Annotated in this window: 9 protein-coding genes; 3 read left to right on the forward strand and 6 right to left on the reverse strand. The window is 71.3% G+C overall.

What is annotated here, in order from left to right; translation table 11 throughout:
• Nucleotides 1-86: 86 nt before the first annotated feature.
• Together ACGFIK_RS00630 and ACGFIK_RS00635 are read right to left on the reverse strand one after the other, a co-directional pair.
• Nucleotides 87-1,373: a PQQ-binding-like beta-propeller repeat protein gene (locus tag ACGFIK_RS00630; protein WP_393337041.1), complete on the reverse strand. Its 1,287-nt coding sequence runs from the start codon at nt 1,371-1,373 to the stop codon at nt 87-89.
• 64 nt (nt 1,374-1,437) lie between these two features.
• Nucleotides 1,438-2,736: a PQQ-binding-like beta-propeller repeat protein gene (locus tag ACGFIK_RS00635; protein WP_393337043.1), complete on the reverse strand. Its 1,299-nt coding sequence runs from the start codon at nt 2,734-2,736 to the stop codon at nt 1,438-1,440.
• A gap of 179 nt (nt 2,737-2,915) precedes the next feature.
• Between ACGFIK_RS00635 and ACGFIK_RS00640 the strand changes: the two genes are divergently transcribed.
• Nucleotides 2,916-4,667 (forward strand): hypothetical protein, encoded by a 1,752-nt coding sequence (locus ACGFIK_RS00640; RefSeq protein ID WP_393337045.1) that lies wholly within the window; start codon nt 2,916-2,918, stop codon nt 4,665-4,667.
• A 4-nt stretch (nt 4,668-4,671) separates the two neighbouring features.
• Here the strand turns inward: ACGFIK_RS00640 and ACGFIK_RS00645 are convergent, their stop codons facing one another.
• Nucleotides 4,672-6,510 (reverse strand): hypothetical protein, encoded by a 1,839-nt coding sequence (locus ACGFIK_RS00645; protein WP_393337649.1) that lies wholly within the window; start codon nt 6,508-6,510, stop codon nt 4,672-4,674.
• A 313-nt stretch (nt 6,511-6,823) separates the two neighbouring features.
• Here ACGFIK_RS00645 and ACGFIK_RS00650 point away from each other — a divergent pair, with 313 nt between their 5' ends.
• Entirely contained in the window at nt 6,824-7,999 is a 1,176-nt protein-coding gene (locus tag ACGFIK_RS00650) for a hypothetical protein (RefSeq protein ID WP_327022081.1), read from the forward strand.
• A 136-nt stretch (nt 8,000-8,135) separates the two neighbouring features.
• Here ACGFIK_RS00650 and dxs read toward each other — a convergent pair whose 3' ends face one another.
• From dxs to ACGFIK_RS00665, 3 genes are all read right to left on the reverse strand, one after another.
• Nucleotides 8,136-10,085: a 1-deoxy-D-xylulose-5-phosphate synthase gene (dxs, locus tag ACGFIK_RS00655; protein WP_327022082.1), complete on the reverse strand. Its 1,950-nt coding sequence runs from the start codon at nt 10,083-10,085 to the stop codon at nt 8,136-8,138.
• A 98-nt stretch (nt 10,086-10,183) separates the two neighbouring features.
• Entirely contained in the window at nt 10,184-11,443 is a 1,260-nt protein-coding gene (locus ACGFIK_RS00660) for a TRAM domain-containing protein (RefSeq protein ID WP_327027206.1), read from the reverse strand.
• A 5-nt stretch (nt 11,444-11,448) separates the two neighbouring features.
• Nucleotides 11,449-13,521: an APC family permease gene (locus ACGFIK_RS00665; RefSeq protein WP_327022083.1), complete on the reverse strand. Its 2,073-nt coding sequence runs from the start codon at nt 13,519-13,521 to the stop codon at nt 11,449-11,451.
• 155 nt (nt 13,522-13,676) lie between these two features.
• Here ACGFIK_RS00665 and ACGFIK_RS00670 point away from each other — a divergent pair, with 155 nt between their 5' ends.
• Nucleotides 13,677-14,339, forward strand: a complete 663-nt coding sequence (locus tag ACGFIK_RS00670) for a TrkA family potassium uptake protein (RefSeq protein ID WP_327022084.1) — start codon at nt 13,677-13,679, stop codon at nt 14,337-14,339.
• Nucleotide 14,340 lies beyond the last annotated feature (1 nt).

A 14,340-nucleotide genomic window follows, 5' to 3' on the forward strand; every position in this document is an offset into this window, starting at 1 on the left:
TCGACAACCTAGCGCCGACGGCCAAGCCGAACCCCAACCCCCCGCTGCGGAGGGTCGGAGTTCTTGAGCTTTCGGCCCCACCCGACTCAGTCCGGCAACGTCCACACCCCGAAGGAGCCGTCCTGCCGGCGGCAGGCGATCAGGTCGTACCGGCTCTGACAGTCGCCGACGACACCGGGAAGCACGTCGAGGCGCCGTGGCTGTGCCTCCGCCGGGTCGAGCCGGGCCAGCACCGCGCCCCCCTCGGGCAACAGGTGGATGCCGAGCAGCCGGAGCTCCTGCTCGTAGCTGGCGACCGTCTCCCAGGAGCCGTGCTCGGTCACCACCTCCCCGGTCGCCGCGTCGAGCGTGACGAGCCTTGATTCGCCCAACTGCGCGAGAGCCCTCGTCGGCGTCACCCACAGCAGGTCGCCATCCTCGCTGGTGCTCCACCGCACCTGCCCGGTCACCGGGTCGATGACATGCGTGCCGCCGCTGTTGGCCCTGGCGCAGAGCAGCGCGCCGCAGGGGGTCACGTGATCCGCCAGCGGCACGGTGGTCTGCCAGCGCGGCACCAGACCGGCCAGGTCGTAGGCGGTGATGGTCCGCGAGTTACGGACCACCAGCAGCAGGTCATCGACCACCGACGACTGCTGGTAGCCGGTGCGGTCGGCGGCGGGCAGCCGGTCGCGGAGCTGTCCGGTCCGCGCGTCGAGCACCTCGACGTCACCGGCGGCGGTGGACACCACGATGGCGTCGATCACACCGTCCCGCTGGTGGTGTTCCACCCAGGACGGCGGCAACGCCCTGGACCACAGCTCACGGCCGGTGGCCAACTCGACCGAACGCAGCGTGGTCGACTCCTGAGCGGCCCACGTCTGAAGCAGCACCCGACCCGACGCGTCGCGGATGCCGAGCCCGGCGCTGCGCCAGCGCTGCTGCCCGGTGGCGGCGTCCAGCAGCATGGTCTCGCTCATCCGGCCCAGGTCTTGCGACGGGAGCAGCGACAACAGCACGCCGGCGGGGGTGTCCGCCAGCTGGAAGAACCGGATTCCTGGTGGCACCGGCACCCGCCACAGCGGTACGAGGCGCTGCGGGGTGACGGTGGCTCGCCGGGGCCGGGCATAGGCGGTGAGTTCCCGCGACCCGTCGGTCACCCCGCGGACCGGGGTGACGGTGAAGATGCGCTGCGCGGTGAGGAACAGGTCGGCCGCCAGACCGGCCGGTACCGTCGCGTGCACCCGCACGGGTGGGGGTGCGGCACTGGCGAGCGTCACCAGCGCAGCCAGGGCCATCAGCGCGACCGGCCAGTTCCGGGTGCCACGGCGACGCCGTCGGGGTGGCGGCTGCGGGTCGTCCGACACGGTCATCACACCGAGGTCGATCACCGTCACGCTCGTCCCCTCCACCACTCACCTGCCGGGCGACGCAGGCAGCCGACCCGCCGGGCACCTGCGGTCAGTCGGGTAGCTGCCACAGTCCGAAGTTGCCGTCCCGGCGCCGACACAGGATCAGATCATCCCGGTACCGGCAGTTGCCGACCGCGCCGGGCAGCAGGTCGATGCGGCGTGGCTGACCGGCCTTCGGATCGAGCCGGGCCAGCACCGCACCCACCCCGGGGACGGCCCGGGTGCCGAGCAGGTGCGGGGCGTTGCCGAAGTCCTGCACCAGATCCCAGCTGCCCTCGGCGGTCGCCCGCTGCCCCGTCTCCGCGTCGAAGGTCACCACGCTGAGGTTGCCTTGCCGGTGGTGGTCGGCCGCCAGGGCCCGTCGGTCCCCGGCGCGCAGCACCTCGACGTCGTCCTCGGCGGTCCACCGGACGGCTCCGGTCACCGGATCCAGCAGATGCACGCGGGACCGGCCACTCGGCGCACAGAGCAGCGCCCCACACTGGTAGATCCACTCGAGCGACGGCACTTCGATGTGCCAACGCCGGACCAGACCGTCGAGGTCGTACGCGGTCACCGCCGATGGATTCCAGGCCAGCAGGAGATCACCGGCGACCATCGGGTACCGATGGCTCACCGGATTCGCCGGGTCGTCCGGGGCGGCCGGGAGGCGACCGCGCAGGGCGCCGGTCCGCGCGTCCAGCACCTCGATCTCGCCACTCACCTTGGCCACCGCGACGACGTCGATCACCGGCGCTGCCAGGTGGTACAGCGGCCAGACCGCCCGGGCGGAGGGCACCGACCACAGTTCCCGACCACTGGCCACCTCAAGGGTGGTGAGCTGGTCCAGACCCTGCGAGTCGTGGGAGCGCAGGATGACCCGATCCGGCTCCACCAGTACCACCATCCCCGGTCGCCGCCAGCGGAGCTCTCCGGTGCGGCTGTCCAGCAGCAGGCTCTGCGCTCCTTCGGCGGAGTCGAACACAGAGATGACCAACGTGGAGTCGTTCACCCGCTCGACCCTCACCGGCTCGACGACACCGAGGGGCCGCCGCCACAGTGGAGTGAGCTGCTGGAGTGAGCCGGTGGCCCGCGCCGGCGGCTGATAGGCGAGCAACTCCTGGCCACCCTCGGCGCTCCCGGTCGCCGGCGCCACGGCGAGGATCTGACCGCCGCCGGGAAGGATCACCTCGGCGGCCAGGGAGGACGGCAGGATCGCCTGCATCCGCCGGGCCGGCGGCACGGCACTGGTCAGGGCCAGCAGCACGACCAGCGCCACCGGCACCAGAAGCCACCGGGAGGGAACGATCCTATGTCGGCGCCGGGGATCGATCCGTTCGGTCCGGTCGCCGAGATCGATCACCGTCACGGTCGTCCTCCCGCCCCTATCCGGTACGCACCCTATGGCCGTTAAAGGCCCAGACGCCGCCTGTACGATGGCCCGTCGTGGCTGTGCCGGTGGTAGATCCTTCGCTGAATCCCGTCTCCCCGACCGTCGAGGCGCAATCATCGACACGGCGGCCCCGTCGACGACCGGCCCGGGTCGACATGGTGGCCCTCGGAGCCTACGTGCTGCTCGGCGTTCTCGTGTGCCTCAACTACTGGGTGGACGTCAACAACCGGGTCTCCTCGCATCTGCCCACCGACCACAGTTGGTTCGAGTGGCTGTTCTCGCACGGCGCGTACTCGGTGCGCAACCTGGAGAACCCGCTGTTCAGCACGCAGCAGAACGCCCCGGACGGGGTGAACATGATGGCCAACACCTCGCTGCTCGGGGTGACCCTGCCGTTGGCCCCGTTGACCTGGCTGCTCGGCCCCCAGGTGGTGTACGCGCTCTACCTGGGCGCTGCGCTGGCCGCCACGGCCGGCACCGCGTACTGGATGCTGTCGCGGCACCTGGTGCGCTCGCGGGCGGCGGCCTTCATCGGCGGCGGGTTCCTCGGCTTCGCCCCGGGCATCGTGCACCACGCCAACGGCCAGCCCAACTTCGTCTCCAACTTCCTGCTCCCGCTGATCGTGGTGCGGGTGTTCCGGCTGGCCGAGCCGGGCCGGTGGCGGCGCAACGGGCTGATACTGGGACTGCTGGTGGCGTACCAGATCTTCATCAACGAGGAGATGCTGCTGCTCACCGCGATGGCCTGCCTGGTCATCGTGATCGCGTACGCGATCATGCGGCCGCGCGCGGCGCGGCAGCGGGCCGGCACCTTCGCCGCCGGGCTGGGCCTCGGCGGCGGGCTGGCCCTGCTGCTGACGGCGTACCCGATCTGGTTCCAGTTCAACGGCCCGCAGTCCTACCGAGGCTTGCAGGGCGGGGTGTTCCACAGTTGGGGCGAGGACATCGTCGCCTTCGTCACCTTCCCCCGCGACACCATCGCCGGCACCGAGGCGGTGGAGAAGACCATCGGGATGACCGAGCAGAACACCTGGTTCGGCTGGCCGCTGGTGCTGGTGTCCGTGGTGGCCCTGGCGCTGCTGGTACGCCGGTCGCTGGTGGCCCGGATCCTGGCGGTGCTGGTGGTGCTCTTCTCCGTGGCCTCGCTCGGCCCGGAGATCCGGTTCAACGGCGAGCTGACCGGGATCCCCGGACCCTGGTCCTACATCCCGGAGGACCTGCCGCTGGTCGAGATGATGATGCCTACCCGGCTGACCCTGGTGACCACGGCCGCTCTCGGCGTCCTGCTCGCGCTGGCCTGGGAGGCGATCTCCGGTCGGAACCGGCCGCCGGTGCCGGCCCCCCGCGCCCCGCAGCCGGCAGGTGTGGCGTGGTGGCGGCGACCGCGCTGGCAGCAGGCCCTCGGGTACACCGCGATCACCCTGGCGGTGCTGCCGCTGATCCCCACTCCGCTGCCGGCCAAACCGGTCGATCCGCCGCCGACCTTCATCACCTCCGGCGCCTGGCGGCCGTACGTGCCGCAGGGCAGGACCCTGGTGCCGGTGCCGATCCCCAGCAACGTGCACGGACTGTCCACCCTGAGGTGGAGCGCGCTGACCCAGCACCAGTTCCCGATCCCGGCCGGCTACTTCATCGGTCCCAACCTGGACGGTGAGGGGGTCTTCGGGGCCCCCAACCGGCCCACCAGCACCCTGATCTACCGCAGCATGGACACCGGTGAGCTGCCGGAACTGACCGAGGAGGACCGCCGGCGGGCGGTCGAGGATCTGCACTTCTGGCGGGCCTCCGTGGTGGTCCTCGGCGCCCACCCCAAGGAGGCCGTGCTGCGCGAGTTGATGACCGCCCTGCTCGGCGAGCCGCAGCGGGTCGACGACGTCTGGCTCTGGGACGTCCGCGACCGGGTGTGAGCGGTCAGCGGTCGGTCAACGCCCGTACGTCCCAGACCCAGACGTCCAGTTCCTGGCGTGCCGGACCGACGAGTTGCTCGACGGTCTGGCGCAGCGGCTCGGAGTGCGGCTGGCTCACCGGCAACACCAGCACGGCCGCCCGCCAGTGCCGCAGTTCGTCGAGGGCGCGGCGCCGCTGGCGGTCGTCCAGTTCGGGCGTACGACCGGTCGAGGCGACCTCCTCCAGCAGCCGGCCGATGCCGCTGGGCCGGCCACCGAAGCGGCCGGGGTCGCCGGTGTTGCCGTTGCGGGGGGCCAGGAAGTAGCCCCCCGGGATCTTGAAGTCGAGGTTGGTGGCGGCGGCCCACCGCATACCGTGGGTGTTGCCCATGCTCGGGACCGGGATGGGCACCAGGGTCTGGTCCGGCCCGACGTAGGCCCGCCACCGGTCGGAGGTGATGAACTTCGGCACCGGCGGTCGGGAGGTCATCGGCAGCGGCATGGGCGCGATCGGCAGCAGGGCCAGGACCAGCCCACCGGCGGTGAGGGTACGCAGGGTGCGCGGATCCAGGGGCAGCGCTCGGCTGCGCTCGATGGCCAGCGCCAGCAGGATCGCCACCACCACACTGGTGATCATGCCGAACCGGGTCGGTACGACCGCGTCGAGCAGGGGCAGTCGGACCAGCCACTCCCAGGGACCCACGATCAGCTCCCGGTCCCACCAGGTGATGCGCTCCCCCAGGGAGAGCAGGGCGTAGAACGCGGCCGTGCCGGCCAGGGCCCGGACCAGCACCTCCCGCCGCAGCCACAGCACGATGCCCACGGCGATCAGTGTCAGGCTCCAGCCGAAGAAGGCGTTCTCCTCGGAGTAGTTCGGCGCCAGGTTGACGTTGGCCCGCTGGTTGCCGCCGATGGTCGGCGATCCGGGGGCCAGGTATGCGGCGATGTCGTTGCCGTAGTCGCGTACCGCGTCGCTGAGCCCGTGGTACGCCATCGGCCCGGCGAACTGGATGTACAACGGGTAGGCCAGCAGCGCCCCGGCGATCACCGTGCAGGTGGCCACCGCCTTGCCCAGCGGTCGCCAGGCGGCCGACCACAGGGCCGGACGCTGGACCACCACCGCGATCAGGAAGATCCCGCAGCCCATCGCGGTGAACAGCAGGATCTCCTCGTTGATGAAGGCCTGCACGGTGACCAGCAGCGCCAGCACCGCCCCGTCCCGGTACGGCCGGGTCGAACGGGTGATCACCATGACCCGCCACACGATGAAGGGCAGCAGGAACTGGCTGATGATGTTGGGATGCCAGCTGGCGTGGGACAGCATCGCCGGTGAGAAGCCGCAGAACCAGCCGCCCACCACGGCGGCCAGCCGGTTGCTCACCACGTGCCGGGACAGCACGTGATACCAGGCCGAGGCGGTGCCCGCCAGGGCCAGGGTGACCAGCACCACGAAGGTGACCGCCGGCCCGAACAGCAGGGTCACCGGCACCATCGGGATGCCGAGCGCCAGGATGGCCGTGTTGGCCATCAGATTGACCCCGTCGGGATAGTTGAACTGCTCCGTGAAGAACGGGAACTCTCCGTGCAGCACCACCCGCACCGAGTGGGCCAGGAAGAACTGCACCTGGGCCGGGTCACTGCTGTAGAGGGAGGCGACCCGACCGGCCGGGTCCGCCCAGATCTGGCTGGTCACCCAGACCGCGACGAGCAGGAATCCACCGAAGACGGCCAGGTCCACCCGACGGGGGGTCCACCGGAAGCGCCGCTTCGGGGCGACCTCCGCCCGATCCGCACCATCCTCTACCGAGTTCCCGCCGACCGCGCCATCGCTGGAAGAACTGCCACCGGTCGATTCGCCGTCCACAATCGGGGCTGGGGCGACCGAGACGGAGGCTTCCTCACGCACCGTGACGGGTTCGGCTGGCAGATCCGGGGTGACGTCGGTTTTCAGCGGATTTGCGGCGCTAATCTCGGCAGGCGTCACAGTCGGCGGAGTCTACCGGAGTAGGGAAATAGCCCCAAAGTCGACCGGCAAGTCCCTTGTGGTCGTTGAACAGCGCCACGACGCAGCGTGAGGCGGGGGAAAGCGTCGGGGTGACATCTCGTACTATTGCCCTCCGACACGACGACCGACGCGATCGGGGGCGTAACAGGTGGGTCCAGTCCGCTGGCGCGGCTTGACGGCCACCGGCCTGTCGGCACTGTTGGTCACCGTCGCCGCCTGTGGTCCCGTGGCCGAGCGCCGACCGCAGGACCTGCGGGTCGGCTACGACAGCCAGGACGGTTCGCTGACCGTCTGGCCCCCGCGCGGCTCGCTGATCGAGGACCCTGCGGCGACCGCCGCGGTGACCCGGGCGGTGCGCGACTGGCGTTCCCCCGTCGATGATCGGGTGCATGTGCCGTCCTCCGGCATCCTCTACTCCGGTCAGGTCGACGGCGCTCCGCTGGCCCTGGTCGCCGCCTCGGTGCCCGGTCAGGCCGCCTCCTGGCTCCTGCAACTGACCGGTGACGGCGAGGGGTACCAGGTCAGCCACGCCACCGAGTACACCGATCCCGGCTACCTCGTCTACTCCGACGTACTGCCGGTGCAGGCCGCCGACCGGCGGCGCTACTTCACCTCCGAACGGGTCCGCCGGCTGGTCGGCCCCCAGGGCAAGGTGCTGCCGGTCACCGAGGGCCTCACCGACCCGGTGGAGGTGCCGGCATGCCGCGCGGTGGCGGTGTCGGCCACCCTACGGTCCACCACCTCCCTGCCTCGGGGTCGTTCGGCCGACCGGCTGCTCGATCTCGGCACCGGCATCACGGCACCCCGGTACCCGCTGGTCCGCGACGAGAGCGGCTCCGGACGACGGGCGCTGGCCGACCTGGACACCTGCCAACTGGCCGGGTCGGAGGGTCCCTTCGGCAGCATGACCCGGCGGGTAGGGGACCGGAACTCCCCCGACTCCGTACCGGCCTCCTGGCCCAAGACGAAGCTGGCCGTCCGTACCCTCGGCGAGGTGGCCCTCGACGGGGGCCAACCGGCCGAGTTGGAGCAACTGACCTGGGAGACCGCCGACGGCACGATGAGCGCGGTGGTCTACCGACCGGCCGACGACGCTCCGGTGGTGTTCTCCCCCGCCGACTGGACCAATGCCCTGCAGGTCTACGAACTGCCGGTGCCCGGGCACCCGTTGGTCGTGCTCAGCTGGCGGTCCACCAAGGACACCAACCTGTCCGTGCCCCCCGGCACGGTCCGCCTGGTCGACCGCCCCGGCCTGGTCGTGGCGCCACTGCCCGAGCGCCGTCAGACCTTCAGCCTCGCCGCTGAGGACAAGACCCACTACCGCACCGCCGGCTCCACCCGCCGCTGACCAATCCGCCAGCCCTGGGGCGCTGCCGACCGAGTGGAGAGCTACGGGTGGTACCGGCCCCGGGGAGGTCACCGGGGCCGGTTCACCTGAGCGACGAGTCGACCTGGCTGAGTAGCTGGGTCGACCGGTGGGTGGATCAGTTGTGGGTGGGGGTGTTGTCGGCTACCGGCAACGGCTCCACGGTCTGGGTGTCCAGGCGGGAGATCCAGCCGGTGACGTCGCGGGCGACATCCTGGGCGGTCAGGCCCAGGTCGGCGAGGATCTGGGCACGGGAGCCGTGCGGGTGCCAGGCGGCCGGCACCCCCAGGTCGCGCAGCGGCACCTGGACGTCGGCGTCGCGCATGGCCTGGGCCAGGCCGTCACCGACACCACCGACCCGGACCCCGTCCTCGACGGTGACCACCAGGCGGTGCCGGGCGGCCAGCTCGACCAGTTCGGCCGGGATCGGACGGACCCAGCGGGGGTCGACCACGGTGACCCCGTAGCCCTGCTCGGCCAGCCGGGCGGCGACCTCCATGCCCATCTGACCGAAGGAACCGACCGCCACCAGCAGTACGTCCGCCCGGTCCGACTCGGTCAGCACGTCCACCGTGCCGATGCGCCGCACGGCGGGCAGGTCGGCCGCGACCGCGCCGGTCGGGTAGCGCAGCACGGTGGGGCCGTCGTCGACGGCGACCGCCTCGCGCAGCTCCTCGCGCAGGGTGGCGGCGTCGCGGGGGGCGGCCATCCGCAGGCCGGGCACCACGCCGAAGAGCGACATGTCCCAGATGCCGTAGTGGCTGGGCCCGTCCGGGCCGGTGATGCCGGCCCGGTCCAGCACGAAGGTGACCGGCAGCTTGTGCATCGCCACGTCCAGCAGGACCTGGTCGAAGGCCCGGTTGAGGAAGGTCGCGTAGACCGCCACCACCGGGTGCAGGCCACCCAGGGCCAGCCCGGCCGCCGAGGTGGCCGCGTGCTGCTCGGCGATGCCCACGTCGTAGGTGCGCTCCGGGTACTTACGGGCCAGCTTGGCGATCCCGGTGGGCTCGGCCATCGCGGCGGTGATGCCGACCACGTCGGGCCGCTCGTCGGCGATCTTGACCAGCTCGTCGGCGAAGACGTTCGTCCACTTCACCGAGGGTGCGGCGGTGGCCTTGCCGGTGGCGATGTCGAAGGCGCCGGGGCCGTGGAAGCAGTCCGCCTCGTCCTCCTCGGCGGGGCGGTAGCCGTAGCCCTTGCGGGTCACCGCGTGCACGATCACCGGGCCGCCGAAGTTCTTCGCCGCGCGCAGCGCGGTCTCGACCGCAGGAACGTCGTGTCCGTCGACCGGGCCGACGTACTTGATGCCGAGGTCCTCGAACATCGCCTGCGGGGCGACCGCGTCCTTGATGCCCCGCTTGACCGCGTGCAGCACCTCGTACATCGGCTTGCCGACCAGCGGGGTCGAGCCGAGGGCGTCCTTGACCGTGTCGAGGACCTTCTCGTAGCCGGGGTTGAGCCGCAGGGTCGACAGGTGGTCGGCGAGCCCGCCGATGGTCGGGGCGTACGAGCGGCCGTTGTCGTTGACGACGATCACCAGGGGGTTGCCGGCGGAGGCGATGTTGTTCAGGGCCTCCCAGCACATGCCGCCGGTCAGGGCCCCGTCGCCGACCACGGCCACCACGCTGCGGGCCTCGCCGCGCAGGGCGTACGCCTTGGCCAGCCCGTCGGCGTACGACAGGGCGGTGGAGGCGTGCGAGTTCTCGATGATGTCGTGCTCGCTCTCGGCCTGGCTGGGGTAGCCGGAGAGCCCGCCGCGTTGGCGCAGCTGGTCGAAGCCGTCCTGCCGACCGGTGATGATCTTGTGGACGTACGCCTGGTGACCGGTGTCGAACAGCAGCCGGTCACGGGGAGAGTCGAAGACCCGGTGCAGGGCGAGGGTGAGTTCCACCACGCCCAGGTTGGGGCCGATGTGCCCGCCGGTACGCGACACCTTGGCGACCAGGAAGTCACGGATCTCGGCGGCGAGGTTGTCCAGCTCGGTGCCCGACATCCGCCTGACGTCCTGCGGACCGTGCACCCTGGCCAGCAGCCGGCCCTGGTTGGCCGTGTCCTCTTCAGCACTCATGACCGCAGAGTCTATCGGCCTTCGCCCACCTCGCAGCGCGGTCACCGCAGCGGGGCCCCGGGGAGGAGACCCGCGCCACCCACCCGAACAGGGGGTTCTCACTTCGGGGACAGCAGTCCGACCAACTCCACATGCTGGGTCATCGGAAACAGGTCGTACCCCCGCAAGGCGGACAGCTCCCAGCCCAGCTCGGTGAAGACCCGCAGGTCCCGGGCGAAGGCGGCCGGGTCGCAGGCCACGTACGCCACCGCCCGGGGCCCGGCGGCGACCAGCTCGCGCACCACCCGCGCCCCCGCGCCGGTACGCGGCGGGTCGAGCACCACCACGTCCACCGGTGCGGTGATCCGACGGCGGGCCAGGGCGGTCTCCACCCGGGCCGCCACCACCTCCACCTGAGCCAGGTCCCGCAGGTTCTCCCTGGCCGCGCCGACCCCGTCGCCGGCCGCCTCCACCAGGGTCACCCGGCCGGTCTCGCCGACCCGGGCTGCCAGGCCGGCGGCGAACAGCCCGGCCCCGCCGTAGAGGTCCCAGGCCCGCTCCCCCGGCCCCGGCTCGGCCAACTCCAGTACCGCGGCGACCAGGGTGTCCGCGGCGGCGGGATGGACCTGCCAGAAGGACGAGGCGGGCAGAATCCAGTCCCGGCCCGCGGCCTGTTCCCGGACCCGCTCCGGGCCGCCGATCCGCCGGGTACGCCCCGCTGTGGAGGCCGTCACGGTCACGTCGCCGCCGGTGGAGGCGACCACCTCCACCGCATCGTCGTCGGGCCACCTGGTGCCACTGGAGGTGAGCACCGGCCGGTCCTGGATGGCCGGGTGGGCGATCAGGCACCGGCCGATCGGCACCACCTCGTGCGAGCGGTGCTTCAGCAGACCCGCCCGACCCGCCGCGTCGACCGCGTACCGGACCCGGGATCGCCAGCCGAGGGGACCGCCGGGCAGGGCCTCGACCCGGACCGCCAGGGCGTCGCACCCGGCCTCGTCGAGACCACCGAGGCGGATCAGCTGCTCCCGTACCACCTCGGTCTTCCAGCGCAGCTGGGCGGGCACCGCGACATGTTGCAGGTCGCAGCCCCCACAGCGTCCCGGCCGGGCGTACGGGCAGGGTGGCTCGACCCGGTCCGGGGAGGGCTCCAGCACCCGTACCGCGTCGGCCCGGACGAAGCCCCGGTGCACCTCGGTGACCTCGGCCACCACCCGCTCGCCGGGCAGGGCGTGCCGGACGAAGACCACCTGACCCTCGACCCGGGCCACGCAGTGCCCGCCGGGAGCCACCGCCGCCACGGTCAACTCGACCTGCTCGGCCTCGGTCAGCCCGCTACGACCGTCGGCCGTGTCGGACCGCTGCCCCGGGAGGGTCATCTCGTTCACCGTGTCTCTCCGTTCGACGACTGCTGGCCCGGCCCGGAGGACACGGGATCCACCGGCGGGATGGTCGGTGGCAGGGTGCTGCGGGGCACCGCCCGGGGACCCCGGACCGGCCCCCTACCCAGGGTGGCGTCCATCCGGTCGAGATCCTTGCCGGCGGTCGAGGCGAGCTGCCACGGCACGCTGGTGACCATCACCCCCGGCTCGAACAGCAGCCGGCCCTTGAGCCGCAACGCGCTCTGGTTGTGCAACAGGTTCTCCCACCAGCGCCCGACGACGTACTCCGGGATGAAGACCGTGACCACGTCGCGCGGCGAGGCCCGGCGGACCCCGGCCACGTAGTGCAGGATCGGGCGGGTGATCTCCCGGTACGGGGAATCGATCACCGTCAGCGGGATCGGTACGTCCCGGCGTTCCCACTCGGTCTGCAACTGCCGGGTGTCGACGTCGTCCACGTTGACGGTCACCGCGGTCAGGGTGTCCGGCCGGGTTGCCTGGGCGTACGCCACGGCCCGCAGGGTGGGCTGGTGCAGCTTGCTGACCAGCACGATCGCGTGGTTGCGGGCCGGCAGCACCGGTCGCCCGTCGTCCGGTGCCAACTCGACGGCCACCCGGTCGTAGTGCCGACGGATGGCCAGCATCAGCAGGTAGATCACGCCCATCGCGACGATGGCGATCCAGGCGCCCAGCAGGAACTTCGTGATCAGCACGATGACCAGCACCGCACCGGTCATCACCATGCCGAAGGTGTTGATCGCCCGGGACCTGATCATCCGGCGGCGCAGCTGCGGATCCCGCTCGGTACGCAGATGCCGGTTCCAGTGCCGGATCATGCCGGCCTGGGAGAGGGTAAACGAGACGAACACCCCGACGATGTAGAGCTGGATCAGCTTGGTCACCTCGGCCTGGAACCCGACGATCAGCACGATCGCGAAGGCGGCCAGGAAGAGGATGCCGTTGGAGAAGGCCAGCCGATCGCCTCGGGTGTGCAGTTGCCGGGGCAGGTAGCGGTCCTGGGCCAGGATCGACCCGAGGACCGGGAAGCCGGTGAAGGCCGTGTTGGCGGCCACGAACAGGATCGTGGCGGTCACCCCGACGACCAGGAACATCAGCACCGAACCGGAGCCGAAGATCGTCTCGCCGAGCTGGGCGGTGACGGTCTTCTGCACGTATCCCTCGGGGCCGGAGACGATCTGGTGGCCGGGGTCCTCGACGAACTGCAACCCGGTCAGCCGGGCCAGCCACACGATGCCGACCAGCATGGTCACCGCTACCAGACCCAGCATCAGCAGGGTGGTGGCGGCGTTGCGGCTCTTGGGCGCCTTGAAGGCCGGCACCCCGTTGGAGATGGCCTCCACCCCGGTCAGGGCGGCGCAGCCGGAGGAGAAGCTGCGCAGCAGCAGGAAGGCCATGGCCCAGCCGGTGGTGTCGTGCCACTCGGCGGCGATGACCAGGTCGGCGCTGGGGGCCCGCAGGTCCTCACCGAGCACCACGATGCGGACCAGCCCGGTCAGGATCATGCCGACGATCACGATCATGAACCCGTAGGTGGGGATGGCGAAGGCGCTGCCCGCCTCCTTGAGCCCCCGCAGGTTGACCGCGGTCAGCAGGACCACCGCGCTGACCGCGATGAGCACCTTGTGGGTGGCGACGAAGGGGATCACCGAGCCGAGGTTGGCCACCCCGGAGGAGACCGACACGGCGACCGTCAGCACGTAGTCGACCAGCAGGGCGCTGGCCACCCCCACCCCGGCCCGGGGGCCCAGGTTGACCGTGGCCACCTCGTAGTCGCCACCGCCGGAGGGGTAGGCGTGCACGTTCTGCCGGTAGCTGGCCACCACGGTCAGCATCACCACGACCACCCCGAGGGCCACCCAGGGCGAGAAGACGAAAGCCGAGGCTCCCGCGATGGAGAGCATCAGCAGGATCTCGTCCGGGGCGTACGCGACGCTGGACAGCGCGTCCGAGGCGAAGACGGGCAGCGCAATGCGCTTCGGCAGAAGGGTGTGCTTGAGCCGGTCGGACCGGAATGGTCGACCGACGAGCAGCCGCTTCAGCAGGGTTCGGGCCACGGTCGCCAAGCGTACGACCGCCCTCGGCAACCTCGTCGTCCCGCACCGCCGGTGAGGGCACTGCGGGGGTCTGCGGCCGGCGGAGTAGCGTCGGTCTCCGCCTGACGTCACGACGTGGCAGGCTCGCGGTGACGGGCGCACCTTGGGAGGGCGGCGTGCATATCGTGATCATGGGGTGTGGCCGGGTCGGGTCGACCCTGGCGCAGAGCCTCCAGTCCCGCGGGCACTCGGTGGCGGTGATCGACCAGGACGCCGACGCCTTCCGCCGACTGGGGCCCGACTTCGCCGGCACCACGGTCACCGGGGCGGGATTCGACGGTGAGGTGCTGCGCCAGGCCGGCATCGAGCGGGCGGACGCCTTCGCCGCCGTCTCCAGCGGGGACAACTCCAACATCATCTCGGCGCGGTTGGCCCGGGAGACCTTCGGTGTGTCCCGGGTGGCGGCCCGCATCTACGACCAGCGGCGGGCGCAGGTCTACGAGCGCCTCGGCATCCCCACGGTGGCGACCGTGCGCTGGACCGCCGACCGGATGCTGCGACACCTGCTGCCGGAGGGCAACGTGGAGATCTTCCGCGACCCGACCAGCACGGTGTCGATCATCGAGGTGCCGGTGCACAAGGACTGGATCGGGCACCGGGTGCAGCGCCTGGAACAGGCCACCGGGGCCCGGGTTGCCTACCTGCTGCGGTTCGGCATCGGCACCCTGCCCACCGCCTCCAGCGTGGTGCAGGAGGGTGATCAGATCTTCATGCTGGTCACCGACGACATGGTGGCCACGGTCACCGAGATCGCGGCGGCCCCGGACGGAGGGCAGTGAT

The sequence above is a fragment of the Micromonospora sp. NPDC048871 genome, assembly GCF_043198155.1.
GTDB lineage: Bacteria > Actinomycetota > Actinomycetes > Mycobacteriales > Micromonosporaceae > Micromonospora.

Coding starts and splice junctions, on each gene's coding strand:
- ACGFIK_RS00640 (WP_393337045.1), top strand. CDS start 2,916: ATGGTGGCCCTCGGAGCCTACGTGCTGCTCGGCGTTCTCGTGTGCCTC.
- dxs (WP_327022082.1), bottom strand. CDS start 10,085: ATGAGTGCTGAAGAGGACACGGCCAACCAGGGCCGGCTGCTGGCCAGG.
- ACGFIK_RS00660 (WP_327027206.1), bottom strand. CDS start 11,443: ATGACCCTCCCGGGGCAGCGGTCCGACACGGCCGACGGTCGTAGCGGG.